We start from the raw sequence: 17629 nt of genomic DNA, 5'->3' as shown, positions 1-17629 counted from the left end.
AGACTGACGCGCTTAAATCGATGCACCGATCCACAGGCCTAAGCAGGCGAGACCGACACAGATCACGAGCATGCCGACACTGCTGAGAAGCGCGAAACCGTACTTCTTCTTCCTGACGAGCTGTACCGTTTCGTAGCTGGCGGTGCTGAAGGTGGTGAATCCGGCGAGGTGTGCGGCGCCAATGATCACCGCGAGGTTGGTCGGAAGCAGGTGAACCATCGTCAGACCGGTGAGGAAGCCGAGTGCGAGCGAGCCCGCGGCGTTGATGATCGTGGTGGCCCACTGAAATCCGCTTTTCTGGCGAGACCGGAGGAGTTGATCGACCGTAAACCGGATGGCAGCACCAACGCCCCCGCAAACGACGACAAGCACGAAGACCAGCGGAGTCATGGTGCGTCACCCGTTTGCGTCGCGGCGTCAGGTGTCTTTTCAGCGCGAGCGTTGTTGCCAATCTTTTCAGCGCGAGCGTTGTTGCCAATGCTGGCGATCACGATGCCGAGCCAGGTCGCGGCGGCGCCGACGACCACCGTGCCGAGGGCGAACACGATTGCTCCCGCTGTGAACCCGTGTTGAAGAAGCACGGCAGTGTCGGTGGCCAGGGAACTGTAGGTTGTGAAGCCGCCGCAGTATCCGGTGCCGAGCAACAGTCTGAGGTTTTTGCCCGATTGTCTTGTGCTGTCGAGCCGGGTCAAAGCCTCATACAGATAGCCGAGCAGGAATGCGCCGATCACGTTGATGATGGCGATCGAGACAGGGATTGTTTCGAACGCGGGAATGGCCATTCTGAGCGACTCCCGGGTTGCAGCACCAAAAGAGCCGCCGACGAAGACGAGGCCGATCGACAACACGAACGAGTGCCCGTGCCGCGACGCCATCATGTGCGGTACGGGCCGGTCGCCGAACGCTGGCAGCCGTGTGGATGCGGGCGAATGACACCGAGCACGCGGGGAGAGCGCGCGAGACCGATTAGATGTGATGTGTCGGGTTCAGTGTGAGTGCCCATAGTTTCGACGATAGTGGCTCGTCACGGCCCGGGGGCTCTGTGTCAATGGCTCGCGCGTCCGTGCGCGGGGTTGAGAGGGTGACATAGGGAGCCTCAAATGTCCTGTAGCATTGACGAGGTCGTCCGCGAGGATGGCTGGTCGCGGGCTGTGGCGCAGCTTGGTAGCGCACTTGACTGGGGGTCAGGTGAGTTGAAGCGGCAAGATGGCTCGAAAACTAAACAACGGGATGTGGCGCAGCTTGGTAGCGCACTTGACTGGGGGTCAAGGGGTCGCAGGTTCAAATCCTGTCATCCCGACAAAAAGCCCTGGTGAGAGGCAACTTTCACCAGGGCTTCGTCGTTTCTGGATGTGGTCACTGGCTGGTCCACTCACTCGATCTTCTCGTGCCTTCTGCTGACTAAGTGGACCAATCCAGTTCGGGCTCGTCGCCCGTGGGGTGCACCAATAGGTGCCCATGAGGTGGACCAGAATCCGGGCGGGCCGATGCTCCGGCCCCTCCTGGAAGGGTCGGAGCGGCTGTTCAGCGGTGGTCATAGGTGGGGTCCGTCGCGGCGGGCTGGGTCCCTTCTGGTACGTGCTGCGGAGAGGAACTGGTTGGCCTGCCTGGCGGCTTCGGCGAGGTGCCGGTGGTCGGGGTGTAGGTAGCCCTTGGTGGTCTCGATCGACTGGTGTCCGAGGATCTCTTGGAGCACGTGGAGGGCGATGCCGGCGTCCGCCATCCAGGTTGCGCCGGTGTGGCGGAGCCCGTGGCGGGTGAGGTTGTCGAAGCCGAGCTTTGCCACGAGGTCGTCCCAGTGGGTGGCGTCGCGGACCGTCGCTGTCGTAAGGACGCCACCGCGCGGCCCCCGCAGGAGCGGGTCGTCGGGCTCTTTCTCAGCGGTGAGACGCTCGAGAACGGGTTCGAGAGCGTCGAGCATCGGGACCGGGCGGTCTCGGCGACCCTTGGTCTGTTTGATGACGAGACCGCCTCTGCCGGGGTAGTGCTGGCGTCTGATCCAGACGATGTGGTTGTCCCAGTCCACGTCACCTGCCCGCAGTCCTGCGACTTCGGAGCCGCGGGCTGCCAGCAGGGCGGCCAGCATGACGTGATCGGAGTAGGACTGGTGCACTTCCCCACAGGCGGCAGCGAGCTTCTGCAACGTCGGGAGATCTGGGAGCGCGTACTGTCGGAGCGCTCCGGTGGTCTGGGTGACGTGTTTGCCGAGGTTCCGGCGGGCACGGTGCTTGGCAGGGTTGATGGAGATGATGTCGTCACGGACGGCTTCGTCCAGGACCCGAACGAGTGGGGCGATGGAGTTCTTGATCGTCGAGGCCGAGTGCTCGGTCTCCCAGGTGTCGATGGTGCGGTCGATCATTCCGGCGGTGATCTTCGCGACCCGGATGTGCCCGAGCGCTGGCAGCACGCGAAGCCGGAGCCCGGTGTCGTACAGCTCGGCGGTGGAAGTGGGGTCGAGGCCACGCTGCCACCTCTCGCCGATCGAGGCCGCGTAGTCGGCCAGCGTCACGGTGGTGTCGTTCCCGGTTTCGGTCGCGGCGCGCATTTGGTCGAAAAACTCTTCAACCTCCTCCGCAGTTCTCACATGGCTGACACGGCCGACTCGCTTATGACTTGAGGGGTCGGTCCAGCGCACGCGAGCCCGATATCCGTCGATGCGCCGCTCGACGTCGGTGGTGAGTTTCACTCCGACCGGCGGCATGCGGCGGTTGCGTGGATCAGCCATGGGCCTGCTCGTTCGCTTTGACCCAGGCGCGCACCGATGACGGGTTGTAGCGGGAGATGCCGCCGATCTGGAGGAACGGCGGCCCGACCTTCTCCCTGCGCCAACGCGAGAGCGTGGCTTGGGAGACGTTCAAGAACTCGGCGACGTCCCTGGCACACCACAGCGTTTCGACGTTGCCGCTGCCATCGTCAATCCTCGGTTGGATGTTCATCGTCGAGACTCGCGTAGAACTCATCCTCAGCCGCCTGCCTTCTGGCGATATCGGTGGCCACGAACGCTTCGAAGTCTGCCGAGCGGTCTGAGAGCACGACATCATCGATCGCGGGTCCAGGTTCCTCTCCAGGCCAGGCGGTCTGCCGAGTGGGGCGATCACGATCCAGGCGGGTCCCAGAAGCGGCAACCCAGTCGCGGAGCCGTTGCCGCGTGTCGGCAAAGTCGCGATGCCACCCGAGAGGTGCGGAGCCGTTCTGATCGGGGTCGTAGGCGCAGAGCCAATGCAGGTGCAGTGCAGATAGTTCCCACAGCAGTTCAGGGTGTCGGTACCAGAACGGCGGGATCACCGACGCTGGAAGGCCGTACGTGCGACGGAGCCAGTGCACCCATTGGTCGAGTTCGATCCATTCGGCACCGGCTTCGTCGGCGGTGAGCAGGTTCCAGTTCACCGGATGCGGCGGCTCGGCGATCAGACCGGTGTCTACCAGGCGGTGCTCGTCGTAGTCGTCCTCATTGAGTTGGCGCGGCTCTGGTTCGTCGAACTCTGGAGCCTGGTCGATGTCCTCCATGGCTGGGTTCCTCACAGCCCGATCGCGGACCCGTTGTCCGGGGATGTCCGTCGCGCGCCTGCATGTTCAGGTGCGGACCGGTCGACGGGCTCTCGGTTAGGAACGGCTTGTTCGACGGTGGTCGGAGCCCGTCGTGTGCGGTCGACTTCGTAGTTGGTGCGGGCGAGGTCGTGACCGATCTTCTTGGCGACGAACTCTTCAACGTCGGTGCTCTGCCCGTCGCGCTCGCTCGTGTAGGGATGGACGTATCCCTCGGCGACGAAGCTGTCGCCCTTGGCGAATCGTTCATGGGCTCGCTCGGCGGTGGCGCGGAACGCAACGAGATCGTGGAACGTCGGCTCCAGCCGGGTGAATGTCCCGTCGCCTTCCCGGCGGAAGTGTTCCTGCCCGATCCGCGCGTAGAACCTCGCCTCGCCCTTGGACGTGTAGTTGAGCTGCGGATCGGACGCGATGAAGCCTGAGATGGACTGCTGAGTGCGGATAGCCATCGGGCTCTCCTTCTGGCGTTCGTGGCGACCTCCGGTGCGGGGTCGCTCGTATGAGACAGGTGCACAGCGGCGTCCACTCGTCGTGGAGACGTGCGGTGCGAATCGCCCGGCTTCTGCACTGATCGTTGTGTTCCGACGTAAGCCGCCTCGGACAGGTTGCGTCATCGCTGGCATTAATGCCAAACTATTGGCCTAGATGCCAGGAGGCTGCATGGACACCGCGCGCAGAGCGACTCTTACGCAAGAGGTACGCCGCCACCGGATCATTGAGGCCGCGATCGACTGTCTCGCTCGCGATGGATGGCACGGCACCACTCTGGCCACGATTGCTTCGGAAGCTGGCATCAGTCGTGGATTGATCTCGTATCACTTCGCCGGGCGCGATGACTTGTATGAGGCTGTGCTTGAAACCGTGGTGGCTACGGTCTTCGCGGATGGCTCCGCGGAGATGCAGCAGGGAATCGACGACGCGCCAAACGCAGCCGCGAAGCTGCAGGCGTACATCGAGGGCAATCTTCGGTTCATCGGCGCGCATCGCCGAGAGATGGCTGCTCTCGGCCAGGTGATGCCGAACTTGCGGGGCAAAGACGGCACTCTGCACGCTAGTCCTGATGCGGAGGAGCCGATCATCGTCGGCACTGCGCTGCTGTTCGAGTACGGGCTGAGTACGGGCGAATTTCGGACGGTCGATGCTCGTCTGACCGCCTACACGTTGCGCCGCTGCATCGACGGTGCCGCGTTGAAGATTGTTGCCGACCCCGATTTCGACATCGATGCCTACGCGCGCGAACTGACGTCCCTCTTCCTTCAAGGAGTCCAGGCATGACCACGGAAATCGCCCCGGCTGTTCAGCTACGCGGGCTCACCAAGCGCTTCGGCGACCACGTCGCAGTCGACGGGATCGACCTGACGGTACCCGCGGGCACGTTCTACGGAATCGTGGGCCCAAACGGTGCCGGCAAGTCGACGACGCTCCTGATGATCGCCGGGCTGCTCGCTCCAGATGCCGGCTCCGTCACGGTCGGGGGAATGGATGCCGCGAAAGATCGCGATCAGGTCCTCGGTGCGTTAGGGATCATGATGGAGGGCCTGTCCCTCCCGGAGCGGCTGACGGGTGCGGAACTTCTCGAGTACACCGCCCGCCTTCGACGGATCGGCGAGGGGTGGCCGGAGCGCGCGTCCGACCTGCTGGAAGTCTTGGAGCTCGACAGAGCGCCGTCGACGTTGATCGTGGACTACTCCACCGGGATGCGAAAGAAGATCGGGCTCGCTGTAGCTTTGCTGCACCGGCCCAGCGTGTTGGTGCTCGATGAGCCCTTCGAGGCCATCGACCCGGTGTCCGCACGAGCCATCGAGGGCCTGCTCAATCAGTTCGTCGCTGGTGGCGGCACGGTGTTGCTCTCCAGCCACCTCATGGACGTTGTGCAGCGCACGTGCGAACGTGTGGCGTTGATCAAAGACGGCCGCATCCTGACCGAGGGCACCATCGACGAGGTCAGGGCGGGCCGCACACTGAATGACACGTTCGTCGACCTCGTGGGCGCACCCGTGCAACGCGAGATCAGGTGGCTCGCGTGAGCATGAGTGCAACGTTCGCGTCGATGCGATGGAGGATCATGCGGCACGGCCCCCACGACGAGCGCGGCTTCGGTCTCGTCGTCGGCCTCGTCGCAGCATCCGCGGTCATCGTGCTCGCAGCCCTGGCACTCTCGGGCACGCTGCATCCGAGCTGGTTGACCGTCGGTATCTTCCTGTTCGGGGTCACCTGGCTGCTCGGCCCGATGCTTCTTCCAGGATCGTCACCGACCCTGGACCCGCAGTGGTTCCGGACACTGCCCAGGCGACCACGCAGAATCGCGCGTGAGCTTGCGCCAAGCGAGGCGATCAGTGTCGGTACGATCATCACTGCGGTCGCGCTGAGCAGCTTCATCGTTGTCGCCGCCACCCGCGGACCGGTGGCCGTTATCGTCGCGATGCTTGCCGTGGCATTGCAGTTGGCCTTCTTGCTATGGCTCGGACGATGCGCTGCTGCTGTGGTCGCCGGCTTGCTCCGCTCGACGGCCGGCACCTGGGTGGCAGCGGTGCAGATGTCGGTGCTCCTCGCGGTCTCCTTCGCCGGATGGGTCCCGATCGCCGCGCTCGTGCTGCCCAACCTCGGCGAGGGTGGAACGGAACTCATCACCCCGTCAGTAGCGGGCGCGATTCCCGCCGGAATCGAGCGCGTGCTGCTCTCCTTGCCGACCGGATGGGGTCTCGCCGCGGTGCTCGCCGCGGCCGGCTCCGCCCCGCTCGTCACCGTGGCCATGCCCTTGCTGGGACTCCTCGTGGGCGCGCTCGTGCTCCGCAGTCTCTGGATCGGGCTGACGGCGCGAGTGCTACGCCAACCCCCGGCCCGAACGAAGAGCAACGTCATCGCGAGGCTCACCATGTCCCCCCGAAGACCACGAACCGGCGGGCCGACACGGGCCGTGATGACCCGCGAGATCAAGACCTGGTTCCGAGACCCGCACCGCAGACTTGGCATGATCCATGCCTGGATCACGCCACTGTTCATGGTCGCACTCGTCGCGCCGACAAGTTGGTCTTGGGCGCTTCCCTTCATCGGGATCATGGCCGCCGTCCTCGGCGCGATGGTCGCGGTAAACACCTATGCCCTCGACGGCACCGCACTGTGGCAACTCCTCACCACGCCAGGCGCGATCCGCGCCGACGTGCGCGGACGCCAGCACACCTGGCTGCTGCTGTTCGGCATCCCCACACTCGCTCTGACACTCGCGCTTTGCCTCATTAGCCAGTCGCCCCTGTCAGCGATCGCGTTCGGAATGACCGTCGCCGCAATCGGTGCAGCGTGTGGAAGTGCACCCTTGTTGGGCGTGTTCATGCCCGCAATCGGGGCGGACGCGCGCGACCGCGTCTCCTCAACCAGCCGCACCGGCAACCCCGCCGGCGCGCAATACACAGCCTTCGCCGCTGTCGTCGCGGCCGCCCTGGTACCTGCGCTCCTGATCAACCTCATCGGCGCGGAACTGCCGTGGTTGGCGAACGCCATTGCCGGCGCGATCGTCGGTGCGGGGTTAGTAGCCAGTTCATCGGTTCTGACGCGCTCGCGCTTACAACGATCGGGACCCGCCCTGCTCGCTGCGATGGAATCCGGCGACATCTCCCAACTCCGAAGCCGACCGTCCACATCGAAGTCGGCGCGTCGATCGCAGAGTGCACCTCGCAAAGCCCGTTCATAGACGGCCGTTCATGAATTAGTCGACGCTGTCGTCGTCGGGCTCACAGTCGTCGTTACTCAACAGCTATCGGATTCGCACCCAGACAACTCTGGCCCCGTCCATCAGGCACCCTTGCCGCCACAGTCCAGGGGGCCAACGGCAACTTCCACCTCGCCGACCGCCTAGTCACCCAGCTCAACCGCGTCCTCGAGATCGATAGGCGTGCCCATCGGAGGCTGTCATCGCAGGTCAAGAGGCGCCCGGGCTGGGACGAAAGGGTGACGGAATTCTGGACTCAACTCCTCGATTGACGGTCGCCTTCGTCAGGAGTCGGCTGGGGGTCGTAGTCGCGCCTCGATCCCGGCACGCTCCTCTTTGAGCTGGGTGCTATCGGGGCGCGAGGTCCAGGCCCGTAGGTCGGTGATGATTGGTGGTGCGGAGCGGAGCAGGGTGACGCCGGTGCCGAACGGCAAGGTGCGTATGCGGTCCGGTGGAAGGATCGGCACTCGGCGGATGGAGCGCTGGTTCGAGCGGCTGCCGTGGTCGCCGAGGGTCACGCTGTCGGTGTATTCGTCACGTTCGCCGATGAGCGTGGAGAGGTCTTGGAGGTCACGGGAGTTGGAGGCGCCGCCAAGGATGATCTTCACGATGGACGCGTCCCAGATCGCACCGGCGGCGTTGTCCGACCACTTGTCCCGAGCCTGGGCCATTGACTGAAGGACAGGCATAGTGGTGATGCCGGTGCCGCCGCCCTCCGCCATCAGTGTCGGCAGGGACGGTAACGGGGCGAGGTTGCCGATCTCATCGAGTGCGAGCAGCAGGGGTGGGTCGAGGCGCGCGCCGGGTGACCGCGCCGCGATGCGGCGAGCGGTCTCGATGAGGTCTTCAACGAGCGCTGCCACGAGTGCGGCGGATGCGCCGGCTCCGGCGCCGGTGGCGAGGAGGTAGAGGGTGCCGCGTTCTCGGATGAACGTCTCGGGGTCGAAGCCTTCGCCGGGCCCGGGTGAGACGGCGTCGAGGACGCGGGGGTCAGCGAGAGCGCCGAGAGCGAGGGCGACGCCCTGCCAGATCGAATCGCGGGTCTTGGGGTCGGAGTCGATCATCGCCCCGAGGGAGTCCGCCCAGCCTGTTGCCGCTTGAGCGCTGTTCGTGAGGATTGCGACGGCTTCGGCAGCAGCCGTGGGGTCGAGGGTCCACCGGAGCAGCTCTGATGGTGGCCGCTGGTCGAGGGCGGCGGCGTGGAGGAGCGCTTGGAGTGCGGTGCGGGTTTTGCCTTCCCAGAATCCGCCAGATTCGACTCCGCCGGATGAGAGTCCGGTGGCGGCGGCGAGGCCGGTGGCGCGGATCATCGCGGTCAGCGGGTCTTCGCAGCCGCGGATAGGTGACCAACGCATGCCTGCGGGGATGCCTTCGGCGAGGTGCTGGGGGTCGAACACGGCCGTCGGGCGCCCGTCACGTTGCCGCGCGCGGAGAGTAGCGGTGAGGTTGTCTGGGCGTGTGCTGGTGGTGACGACAGCGCCGGGCGCATCGAGGATGGCGTTGATGACGATGTGGAGGCCTTTGCCGGAGCGGGGCGGTCCGATCAGCAGGATTGAGTCCTCGACGCTGGCCCAGACATCTCGCCCCTTGGAAGTGCCGATCCGGTAGCCCACATCACCGGGGGCAGGGCTGTCGAGGGAGGGGCGGAGCGTAGATGCCCTGCGGAGAAGCGCCTTGCCTGAGGCGGTCTGGGTTACGTCGTGGGCGGTGGCGGTGCCGATCAGACGTCGCGGGTCGGTGTCGAGCTTTCGGGTGTGTCGTCGCAACCGGACCCACACCCAGGTACCTGTGGTGGCGAGGGTCGCGAGCAGGATTGCGGTGGTGCTCCAGTACATGATCGGGCTGAGGCTGTGGGCGCCGAGCGCTGACGCCGGGTCGCCCGGATTGGCGAGCACCGCCAATCCGGAGGCTGGCCCCGATGTGGGTTGTGGTGTGCCGGAGAGGAACGCGGCCACGCTTCCAGCGGCACGCAGAATGAGCGCGACGCCGAAGATCCCGACCAGTCCGATGAGGGCGGCGTTGGTCAGCTCATCGCCGACCGACCCACCCTGACGTTGCTGGGGTGGGTTCATGGCAGCCGCCGAACGTGAACGGTGCCGGAGATTCGCCCGAGAAGCACGACCTCGCCGGTCCGGTCTCGCAGCAGGGAGGAGAGGTGAGTCTTGTCGAGGAGGGTGCGGGCGCGGCCGGTTCCGGTGGCATCGGTGTGGGAAACGATGACGGCGGCGGCAACGTCCTCACCCGGCACGAACCCGTCCGCTGTCACCTCGACCAGTTCGGGCGTTCGCGTCCTCGTGGCGTGCTTGCCTTCCTGTTTCCCCAGCTCGGGTGCTGCTGGGCCTGGCGTGATGCGCCGGCGGGCGCGGATGATGTCGGTGAACACGCTCCCGTCGGTCTCGCGGACTTCGATGCGTACTGCGGTCGCCCGGTCCTCGGCGATGGCATCCAGTAGGGCTCCGAAATCGCCCCGCGTCCACGCCTGCCCTTCGGTCGGCGGCGGGAACGCGGTTCCGTCGACAGAGACGTCTAGTTTGCCGTCGTCAGTGACGGTGATGACCGCGTGCGGAAGCACGATCGGGGTCTGCTCGGGTTCCTGCCAGGTCGAACGGCGGAGGGGCTTGCGGTGCATCACTTCACCCCCTGCGTGAGCCTGGAGCTGGTGTCGAACAACTCCAGCTCGGCGGGATGCAGTTGGTGTTGGGCCACGAAGGCCCTGTCCTTGATCCGCCACAGACCTTGCCCGACACCTAACGAGGGGAGAAGCTTCTGCTCGGTGCCAGTGAGCCCGAGGGCCTGCGCCGTGGGGCCGAGCTGGTCGGATTCCTGCCGGTAGACGATCCTGGTCTCGGCGTTGGCTAGCAGCGAGTTCGCCAAGGACCGCATCGCGGAGCCGGCATCGCCGACGTTGTCGAGGTCGCTCAGCTTGTGGAAGATCAGCATGTTCGCGATGCCGTAGTGCCTAGCCAGCCGCCAGTGCGCGTCCATCCTGCGCAGCAGTGCTGGATGGGACATGAGCCGCCACGCCTCGTCGTAGATGACCCAGCGTTGCCCGCCGTTGGGGTCCAGCAAGGCGGATTCCATCCAGGCCGAAGAGCACGTCATCAGTACGGAGATGAGGGTGCTGTTCTCGGTGACCCGGGACAGGTCCAGGCTGATCATCGGCAGAGTCGGGTCGAACGTCACTGTGGATGGGCCATCGAACAAGCCGGCGAGGTCACCGGCGACCAGGCGGCGCAGGGCGTGGCCGACGAGCCGTCCGTCGTCGGCCAACCGGTCGTCGGCATCGGCGGTGGGGCGGAGGATGCGGTCAACGACCATGGGCAGGATCGGCACGGTGTTCTCCCGCACGGTCTGTGTGAGTGCCAGGTCGATCGCGGTGTGCTCCAACGGCGTCAACGCGCGAGTCAGGACCGTCTCGGCCAGTGACCCGATCAGGTCGCGGCGGCGGGAGGCAACGGTGATCGCCCATTGCTCATTGGACAGACCGGAGGGGCGGTGGCCCTCGTCGAGTGGGTTCAGGCGGGTGTTGAGTCCGTGGCCCAGGACGATCGCCCGCCCACCGACGGCCTTCGCGACCGCAGTGTGCTCGCCCTTCGGATCGCCCGGAACGTATACGCGGCGGCCGAATGGAATGCTCCGCGTGTAGAGAGACTTCGCGAGGCTGGATTTGCCAGAGCCGACGATCCCCGCGAGCACCACGTTCGGTGCGGTGATGATGCCTCGGGCGTAGAGCACCCAGGGGTCGTACACGAACGACCCTCCCGAGTAGAGGTCTTGACCGACGAACACCCCGTCGGCGCCGAGCCCACCTTCTGCGACGAATGGGTATGCCCCCGCCAAGGTCGCAGAGGTGTCCTGATGCCGAGGCAGGCGGAACTTACCGGGGGAGCGCAGTGCTGCCGGTCCGGGCTCACCCGCGGCAGGCAGGTAGGTGGTGGCTCGTCGTTCGGCGCGCTCGGCCTCCGCTTTCGCCCTCGCTTCGGCCTTCTCGGTGCGGCGCTGTTCAGCCTGGAGGTGGGCGGCGGCCTGCCGTCGCTGCTTACGGAGCCGGCGGCGCTCGGAGGCAGGCGCTACGAGTACGGAGGTGTGCAACTGCTCGCGTTCATTCACAGCGACAGCCCCCTCGCAACAGAGGCGGTCCCGCCGGCAGGACCGGCGAACCAGTCCCTATCCGCCACAGGCGGCGTCCGCATCGCCTCGCGACTGGGCTTGGCACCCGATCCAGCCAGGGGCGGATCAAGCGGAACCGGGTGTGCGCGCAGCAGGCTCACGTGCCCCATCGCCGCGTTTGACGTGAGGGTGTAGTCGCCGTCGGCAACCACACGGTCTAGCGGCCCCGCCAGGGGCTTGTCGTAGACGTACCCGTTCTCCATCGCGGCGGAGGTGGTCTCGTCGCCGTAGTCGAATCTCTTCAAGTGTTCGATCGCCGCGTCCGTGCCGTCCCGGTCGATCAGGTCGAGCACCTCATCGGCGTCCTCGCCTTGGAGGAACACGACAGAGACCCACCGCCGCGCGGCGGGCTCGCTTAGCGGCGCTTGTTCGACGGCGGGTTCGGGGTGCCAGGCGATCGTTCCCGAGTGACCGAACGCTGTATCGAGCCGGTCGTGCACCTGATCCAGCAGAGTGCCCGCCTGGTGCAGCTCATCCGCAGCGGTCAGGGCACTACCTGCTCCGGCAGCGTGATTGCCGGCGTCGTCGTGGGCGCGTTCGCGGTGGGTCAGATGAGCGTTCGCGAGCTGATCGAGGACCTGTCGTAGCGACCGCACTCCGGAGATCACATCACCGAAAACGGCGTACGTGTCGGCGGGGTTGTCGAAGGTCCGGCTGGCGTGGGCGAGGCCGCGCAGCGCTTCTGATGCCTCGGCGGCATCGGCTAGTGGATCGTTGAATGTCGGCATTGCGAGTCTCCTTGGCACGTGGCGTGTCAAGCAGGTGCGCGGCGATGAGCCAAGGGTGTCCGTGGTCGGGCGTAGCGTGGCTACGAGTGGACGCAATGGAGCGAGGGGTAGTCAGATGAGCGCGAGTCAGTACCGGGGTCAGCTTGAACGGAAACGCAAGCAACGGATCGAGGCCGAGAAGAAGGCCGGCGAGTATCGAACGAAGGAGTCCAAGAAACGTGCCGAGGCGGCCAAGGCCCGACAGTCCGCTTCAAAGACCAAGAGCGAGACGACTGAGAAGAGCAAGCTCCGCGAAGCTGATCGTAAAGACCAGGAAGCCGAAACCGCAGGTAAAGAAGCCGGCCGGTTGCAGTCGAAGGCTGCCGGGTACTCGAAAGAGGAGTCAGCATTGCTGACCAAGCTGACGCGAGCCGAGCAGTCTGAGGCAGATGCCGCGGAGCGCCGCCGTAAACGCGAACAGCAGCAGGCGGACCGGCGGACTGCCGCTGATCGGGCAACACTGGAGTCACGGATCAGTGGAACCGAATCAGCCGTCGACCAGGTTCTACGGCAGTTTCCTACTCCAAAGCCGGAGAAACTTCGGGTCCTGATTCTCGGGGCATCTTCGGAAGGGGACCTCCGAGTGGGAAGGGAGCAAAAGCGCATCCGTGCGGCTGTCGAATCCGCTTTGCATCGCGATCAGATCGAACTCGACGTCCGGCCGGCGGCGACCACTCATGACCTCCTCGACGGAATCACCAAGTTCCGCCCCCACGTGGTGCACTTCTCAGGCCATAGCAATGAAGACCTCATCGTGTTCGAGGATGAGCAGGACGCACCGCACACGGGCGTGATCGTCACGGCCCGCGCGTTTGCCAACGCCATCCGCGCCACCGATGATCCGCCGCTGCTGGTGCTGTTGAACTCCTGCAAGTCCGCAGCCCAGATCGATGATCTGGTGGACCAGGTCGTGCCGTTCGCGATCGGCATGGCCGACACCATCGACGATGCCGACGCGATCAACTACGCAGCCCAGTTCTACGCCGCAATTGCCAACGGGCAGTCGGTCAACTCCGCCCACCTGGCCGGACAGGTCCGTCTCGAACTCGATGGACTGGACAGCGCCGATCTGCCCACGCTGGCGTGGGCTCCCGATGTCGACCCGACAACAACCATTCTCGTCAGGCCCACCGACCCCGCCTAGATGTAGAAAGCCACGACGCGGTAGGTGGCCATAGGTGCAGCTGAACCGGGCGATTGTCCGTCATGTGCTCGGCGTTGTCGGTGTCGGTGCGGTGTGTTCTTTGACTCAGGACCGCGCATGATCGCGGAGCACATGCTCGCCGGCGTCCACGTAGGACGTAAACAGGTTCGTGACGTCGCGAAGTCGAGAGGCGGCGTGCTCGTTCTCGGTCAATTCTTCCGCAGCGCGAAGAGTGCGCACGAAGGCACGAGTGCGTTCGTGGCTGGCGGCAAGGAGCTGCTCGAAGCCGCCGGCGGCCTCCACGAGCAGCCGGCGACTGCCAGGCTGTGGGATAGTGCGCACTAAGCCCCAGGACGCGAGTTCTCGGATCGCGGTGCTGACGGCCCCGGAACTGAGAGAAAGATCGGTGCGTAGTTGTTCCGAGCTGGTTGCTTCTCCGCGTAGCAGAAGATCCCCGTAGACCCGTCCTGTGGCGCGGGGTAGGTTCCACGTCGCGAGAGTCTCTCCCATGGCGTTGACGAACTGCTCTTGCTCGGTGGAGATCACGATCGTTCTCCCTGACCCGCGAACGAGTGGTTCCAGCCATCTAGGACTTCGATAAGTGTGCGTGACGCGTGTTCAGGAGCGTCCCACGTGACGATGTGTCCAGCGTTCGGGATGACATGCTCCTGAACGCCCTCGGTGTCTGCCCAGCGCGGCATTGCGGTCGAGATGTTGCCCGTACCGTCCTCGGCGCCGCGCATGAGAGCGAGCGGCACCGGGAACAACTGCCCTGGAGCAGGCTCGACAAACGACACCGTAGCCCGCCACACATCCAAGAACCTTGCTTTGGGCATGCGAGCGAATATCGCTTCGGTTCGGGCGATCGCCTCTGGAGTGACCGCCGACGCGCGAGCCATGAGACGAGGTAGCCGTCCCGCGGGTACCAGGGACAGGGCCGGCGCAGCGAGCCGGAGTGCGATTCGTTCGAACCACGACAGCGGGCCGGCGTTCCACGTGGAGTCGACCACGATCACTCCCTTGACGCGTTCAGGGTCCGCGCATGCGAAGGCCTGCACGAGATTTCCGCCGAGCGAATGCCCGACTAGGACGGGCTTAGCGGGGTCGCACTCGGCAAGCAGCGCAGAGAGGTCATCCAACGCGTCGGCGGCCCTAAATCGAGTTCCGTCTGCGAGCGTTGATTGTCCGTGCCCCCGCAGATCCCATACGATCACGCGGAAACCCCGCTGAGCAAGGGCGATGGTCTGCGCATCAAACATCGAATGGTCAACGCCCGCACCATGCGTGAGAACCACGACAGCGCCATCCCCGCCCGAGTCCGCGAAGGCGATCACGGCATTCGGGCGGCTAAGGCGACCAGTTAGTTTCACCATTCTCTGAATATAGATTGTTTAAACGGCGTCGGCAACCACCGAATGGGTTCATAGCGCTGCACCAACAACTTGCCCACCAGCACCACCTACACGTCACACAGTCCGGCACAGAGGCAACGCGGCGGCCGTGAATGCCGCCGCCTGCTGACCGACGAGGGACCTGGTTTCGCAGGAGGCTTGGATCGCTGCCTGTTCAATAGCCGCGACCGCGGCTTCCAGCTCGTCGACGGTAGGGGCGGAGACGCTGATCAGACCGGTGTAGCGCAGTACTCCGTGGCCTGCGGTGAGGTCGGCTTCCTGCTGGAGAACGTCTTGGTATTCGGCGGTGAGGGCGGCGTCCTCGATCTGGCCGATCTTCGCTCTTTGGGCGGCGTCGCTGATGTGCTCGACCTTCTTCTTGCGGATGTCGCGGGCGGCTTGGTCCGAGCGCATCGGAGTGCAGATCAGCGAGAAGCTGCGTTGGATGCCGGTGGAGAGCAGTACGGGCGAAAGGAATCCGGGATAGACCATCGAGCGGGGCCACTCACTGATCCACAGTGTCGTGTGGTGGGCGGAGTCGGTGCGCAGCCGTGTCCAGGACTCGTTGACTGCGACCGGGCCGGCGGTGGCGAGGTTCTGTCCCAGCTCGCCGTGACGTTCGAGGGTGGCGGCGATCGCCGGGTCGTAGGCACCGCGGAGGATGACGGCGATCTGTCCAGCGGTGAGCCATCCGGAGGGTGTGAGGTCGGCGGAGCGCAGAGCTGCAACGAGGGTGGACATCTCCTGGCGGAGTACGGCTGCGCCGCCGCGGATGCCGCCGCCGGCGGTCCTAATCTGCCGAGCGGCGGCTTTCATGTCCAGCGAGAGAGACAGGGTGGTGGCGTGTCGTTCTCCGGCGGGCCCGGCGCGGTCAATGAGTTCGGCGTAGGTGGTCGCGGCCCAGGAGTCGTCGGATATCCCGTGGGAGGCCCACCATTCGGCCAGCCCGGTGCCGGAATCCGGCAGGGTGCGCTCTAACACTTGGAGAGTGGCGATTCGGCCGGATCGGCACACGGTGGCCAGTACGCGGCCCCAGGAGGTGACGCGACGCTCCTGCTCACCGGCGTCGAGGAGCACGAACGCGGGATGGCTGATCTCGCACACAACAGTAAGGGTCTGCTGGTGGGGGTCGTGGATCATCCCCGCGTTCGTGTCGGGGTCGGTGTATTCGCGGAGCCGGGCCGCGTCGCCGGGCAGCGCGAGGGTGCCGACGGGGCGTGGGGTGACGACCCGCCTGCGGTAGAGGAGTTGCCCGCCGGTGGAACGCCAGAGCCACCAGGACGCGACGGGTAGCCATTCGATGGCGGGGCGTCCGGCGATTGGTGTCCAGGTCAGGGCGGCGGCGAGTACCCAGACGGGCGCGGTGTACGCGAGCAGGATGCCGCCGCCGGCGTATAGCGCGCCGACGATGCTCAGGATGCCGGTGGCCAAGGTGATGAGCTGGGCCAGAGACAGGCCCAGCAGCACTCCCCGGCGGGTGAGGCGGGAGAACTTCACTGGCACCAGTTCCGAAGACATGGCGCGCTCGTTCTTGGTCGTCATGGTTCTCACTCCTTCCCGGTCGGCTTCGGAGCCGGAGGTGGGGTCTGTTTCGGTGCAGTCGGTGCTTTGGGCGCCGGGGTGGACGGCGGCGGTGTCTGTGACGCCGGGGGTGTGCTGCCTGCCTGGGAGGCCGAGTCAGCGGCGGCCTCGCCGTGCCCGCCGAGCGCGGCGCCGGCTTTGGGGCCAGCGGTAGCAGCATCTTTGGCGACCTTCGCTGCGATTACTGCCGCTGCTGCCGGGCCTGCTGCCGCAGCCCCTGCCCCTGCGGAGCTGCCGCCCGCGGCGGCGGCCTTCCCGCCTCCGGCTCCGGCAACGCCACCAGGGCCCTGGGGTGCCGTGTTCGTCGGCGGCGGGGTCTTCCCACCCCCACCGCCTCCGGAGTTGTTGCCGCCGTCGAGAACCTTCTTCGGTTCGCCGCCCTGCGGCTTCGATGGTGTGGGGATGGGCCGGTTGAGGGCGTTCTTCGCGTCCTGCTCGGACCCAATCGCGTGGTACATGTCGAAGCCAATAAAGGACAGGAACTTGTACGTCAGGTACGGAGCGAACGCGGCCATCGCCATCAGCACGATCCCGGCGATCGGATCGGCGACGGAGGACAGATCCCCGTCGATCGGCGCGGAGACTTGGGTGATGGCGACGAGGAACATCACGACCAGGACGAGCTTGGAGACGATCAGGGCGATGACGAACATCGCCCACTTGCTGATCCACCCCTTGGTGGCATCCCACGACGCACCGGAAAACGCCAGCGGCGCGAGAACGATCGCGACCAGCAGGAGGGCCTTGCGGACCAGCAAGCTCAACCACACGATGGCGGCGGCAGCGATAGCGAGGCCAGCGAGGAAGATCGTGATGATCGCCCCGACCCCGGGGGCGGCGATGTTGATCCCGACCAGTCCCGCGGCCAGCAGCGTGATCTTGTCGCCCATCGACTCGGTGGTCTCGCCGGCGGCTTGGACGATGCCGATGCAGAGCTGATCGACGATCTCCAAGAGCAACGCGGTCAGGGTGATGACGACGAACGATCCGAGGACGGATTTTGCTAGGCCGAGTGCTGCCCGGGACAGGGCGGTCGGGTCACGGCGGGTGAGGCCGGTGATGAGTTGGAGGCAGAAGAAGATCAGCATCACGAACACGGCGATGCCGAACAAGATGTTGTAGACCGCCACATACTCCGGCCGGGTTACGTCGACCAGGGTGGTGGTGTCGAACACGGTCCAGACGGCCTCGAACAGCCAGCCCGCGGCGGCGCCCATCGCGGAGGCGAGCCAGTCGAACGGTGCCGCCACCAGGGACGCGGCGGCTTCGCCGGCTGTGTCGCAGACGGACGAGATGATGGGGACATCGCACACACCCACCGCAA

The 17629-nt window shown here is 65.6% G+C and carries 18 protein-coding genes and 1 tRNA gene; 5 read left to right on the top strand and 14 right to left on the bottom strand.

Annotated elements, in window-relative coordinates:
• Positions 1–12: 12 nt before the first annotated feature.
• Together AC1C2M_RS06585 and AC1C2M_RS06580 are read right to left on the bottom strand one after the other, a co-directional pair.
• On the bottom strand, positions 13–390 hold the full coding sequence (locus AC1C2M_RS06585) for a fluoride efflux transporter FluC (protein WP_495435656.1): 378 nt from the start codon (positions 388–390) through the stop codon (positions 13–15).
• Complete coding sequence (locus AC1C2M_RS06580) at positions 387–878, bottom strand: fluoride efflux transporter FluC (RefSeq protein WP_495435655.1); 492 nt, start codon at positions 876–878, stop codon at positions 387–389. Before AC1C2M_RS06580 ends, AC1C2M_RS06585 begins: the two co-directional genes overlap by 4 nt.
• A gap of 348 nt (positions 879–1226) precedes the next feature.
• Between AC1C2M_RS06580 and AC1C2M_RS06575 the strand changes: the two genes are divergently transcribed.
• Positions 1227–1300: transfer RNA gene (locus AC1C2M_RS06575), tRNA-Pro, on the top strand.
• Positions 1301–1534: 234 nt separating this feature from the next.
• On the opposite strand, the gene AC1C2M_RS06570 is transcribed toward AC1C2M_RS06575, so the two are convergent.
• The 4 genes from AC1C2M_RS06570 to AC1C2M_RS06555 are packed head-to-tail and all read right to left on the bottom strand — an operon-like array spanning position 1535 to position 3995.
• A complete protein-coding gene (locus AC1C2M_RS06570; RefSeq protein WP_495435654.1) occupies positions 1535–2725 on the bottom strand; it encodes a tyrosine-type recombinase/integrase in 1191 nt (396 codons plus the stop codon).
• A complete protein-coding gene (locus tag AC1C2M_RS06565; RefSeq protein ID WP_019310973.1) occupies positions 2718–2936 on the bottom strand; it encodes a helix-turn-helix domain-containing protein in 219 nt (72 codons plus the stop codon). Before AC1C2M_RS06565 ends, AC1C2M_RS06570 begins: the two co-directional genes overlap by 8 nt.
• Entirely contained in the window at positions 2914–3507 is a 594-nt protein-coding gene (locus tag AC1C2M_RS06560) for a hypothetical protein (RefSeq protein WP_495435653.1), read from the bottom strand. Before AC1C2M_RS06560 ends, AC1C2M_RS06565 begins: the two co-directional genes overlap by 23 nt.
• An 11-nt stretch (positions 3508–3518) precedes the next feature.
• Positions 3519–3995, bottom strand: a complete 477-nt coding sequence (locus AC1C2M_RS06555) for a single-stranded DNA-binding protein (protein ID WP_495435652.1) — start codon at positions 3993–3995, stop codon at positions 3519–3521.
• A gap of 211 nt (positions 3996–4206) precedes the next feature.
• On the opposite strand from AC1C2M_RS06555, the gene AC1C2M_RS06550 reads away from it, so the two are divergent.
• Genes AC1C2M_RS06550 through AC1C2M_RS06540 form a run of 3 tightly spaced genes read left to right on the top strand, consistent with a single transcriptional unit; the run spans position 4207 to position 7234 of the window.
• Positions 4207–4821 carry a TetR/AcrR family transcriptional regulator gene (locus AC1C2M_RS06550; RefSeq protein WP_495435651.1) on the top strand — a complete coding sequence of 205 codons (615 nt, stop codon included), beginning with the start codon at positions 4207–4209 and terminating at the stop codon, positions 4819–4821.
• Positions 4818–5573 carry an ABC transporter ATP-binding protein gene (locus AC1C2M_RS06545; protein WP_495435650.1) on the top strand — a complete coding sequence of 252 codons (756 nt, stop codon included), beginning with the start codon at positions 4818–4820 and terminating at the stop codon, positions 5571–5573. The genes AC1C2M_RS06550 and AC1C2M_RS06545 overlap by 4 nt, the downstream gene beginning before the upstream one ends.
• A gap of 38 nt (positions 5574–5611) precedes the next feature.
• Complete coding sequence (locus tag AC1C2M_RS06540) at positions 5612–7234, top strand: hypothetical protein (RefSeq protein ID WP_495435649.1); 1623 nt, start codon at positions 5612–5614, stop codon at positions 7232–7234.
• A gap of 302 nt (positions 7235–7536) precedes the next feature.
• Here AC1C2M_RS06540 and AC1C2M_RS06535 read toward each other — a convergent pair whose 3' ends face one another.
• From AC1C2M_RS06535 to AC1C2M_RS06520, 4 genes are read right to left on the bottom strand one after another with little or no spacing between them, the layout of a single operon-like run.
• On the bottom strand, positions 7537–9324 hold the full coding sequence (locus AC1C2M_RS06535) for a type IV secretory system conjugative DNA transfer family protein (protein ID WP_495435648.1): 1788 nt from the start codon (positions 9322–9324) through the stop codon (positions 7537–7539).
• Complete coding sequence (locus tag AC1C2M_RS06530; protein WP_495435647.1) at positions 9321–9881, bottom strand: hypothetical protein; 561 nt, start codon at positions 9879–9881, stop codon at positions 9321–9323. Before AC1C2M_RS06530 ends, AC1C2M_RS06535 begins: the two co-directional genes overlap by 4 nt.
• A complete protein-coding gene (locus AC1C2M_RS06525) occupies positions 9881–11362 on the bottom strand; it encodes a putative type IV secretion/conjugal transfer ATPase (protein ID WP_495435646.1) in 1482 nt (493 codons plus the stop codon). Before AC1C2M_RS06525 ends, AC1C2M_RS06530 begins: the two co-directional genes overlap by 1 nt.
• A complete protein-coding gene (locus tag AC1C2M_RS06520) occupies positions 11359–12150 on the bottom strand; it encodes a hypothetical protein (protein WP_495435645.1) in 792 nt (263 codons plus the stop codon). Before AC1C2M_RS06520 ends, AC1C2M_RS06525 begins: the two co-directional genes overlap by 4 nt.
• 115 nt (positions 12151–12265) lie before the next feature.
• Between AC1C2M_RS06520 and AC1C2M_RS06515 the strand changes: the two genes are divergently transcribed.
• Positions 12266–13333, top strand: coding sequence for a CHAT domain-containing protein (locus AC1C2M_RS06515; protein ID WP_495435644.1), 1068 nt, complete (start codon positions 12266–12268; stop codon positions 13331–13333).
• 105 nt (positions 13334–13438) lie between these two features.
• On the opposite strand, the gene AC1C2M_RS06510 is transcribed toward AC1C2M_RS06515, so the two are convergent.
• From AC1C2M_RS06510 to AC1C2M_RS06495, 4 genes are all read right to left on the bottom strand, one after another.
• Positions 13439–13879, bottom strand: coding sequence for a GbsR/MarR family transcriptional regulator (locus AC1C2M_RS06510; protein ID WP_495435643.1), 441 nt, complete (start codon positions 13877–13879; stop codon positions 13439–13441).
• Complete coding sequence (locus AC1C2M_RS06505; protein ID WP_495435642.1) at positions 13876–14706, bottom strand: alpha/beta fold hydrolase; 831 nt, start codon at positions 14704–14706, stop codon at positions 13876–13878. The genes AC1C2M_RS06510 and AC1C2M_RS06505 overlap by 4 nt, the downstream gene beginning before the upstream one ends.
• Positions 14707–14799: 93 nt before the next feature.
• A complete protein-coding gene (locus AC1C2M_RS06500; RefSeq protein WP_495435641.1) occupies positions 14800–16266 on the bottom strand; it encodes an SCO6880 family protein in 1467 nt (488 codons plus the stop codon).
• Between the two features lie 5 nt (positions 16267–16271).
• Positions 16272–17624, bottom strand: coding sequence for a conjugal transfer protein TrbL (locus tag AC1C2M_RS06495; protein ID WP_495435640.1), 1353 nt, complete (start codon positions 17622–17624; stop codon positions 16272–16274).
• Positions 17625–17629: the final 5 nt, after the last annotated feature.

The sequence above is a fragment of the Mycetocola sp. Y444 genome (genome assembly GCF_059445295.1).
Note: the sequence above shows the minus strand (reverse complement) of the source record. Positions and strands in the feature narration are given on the sequence as shown.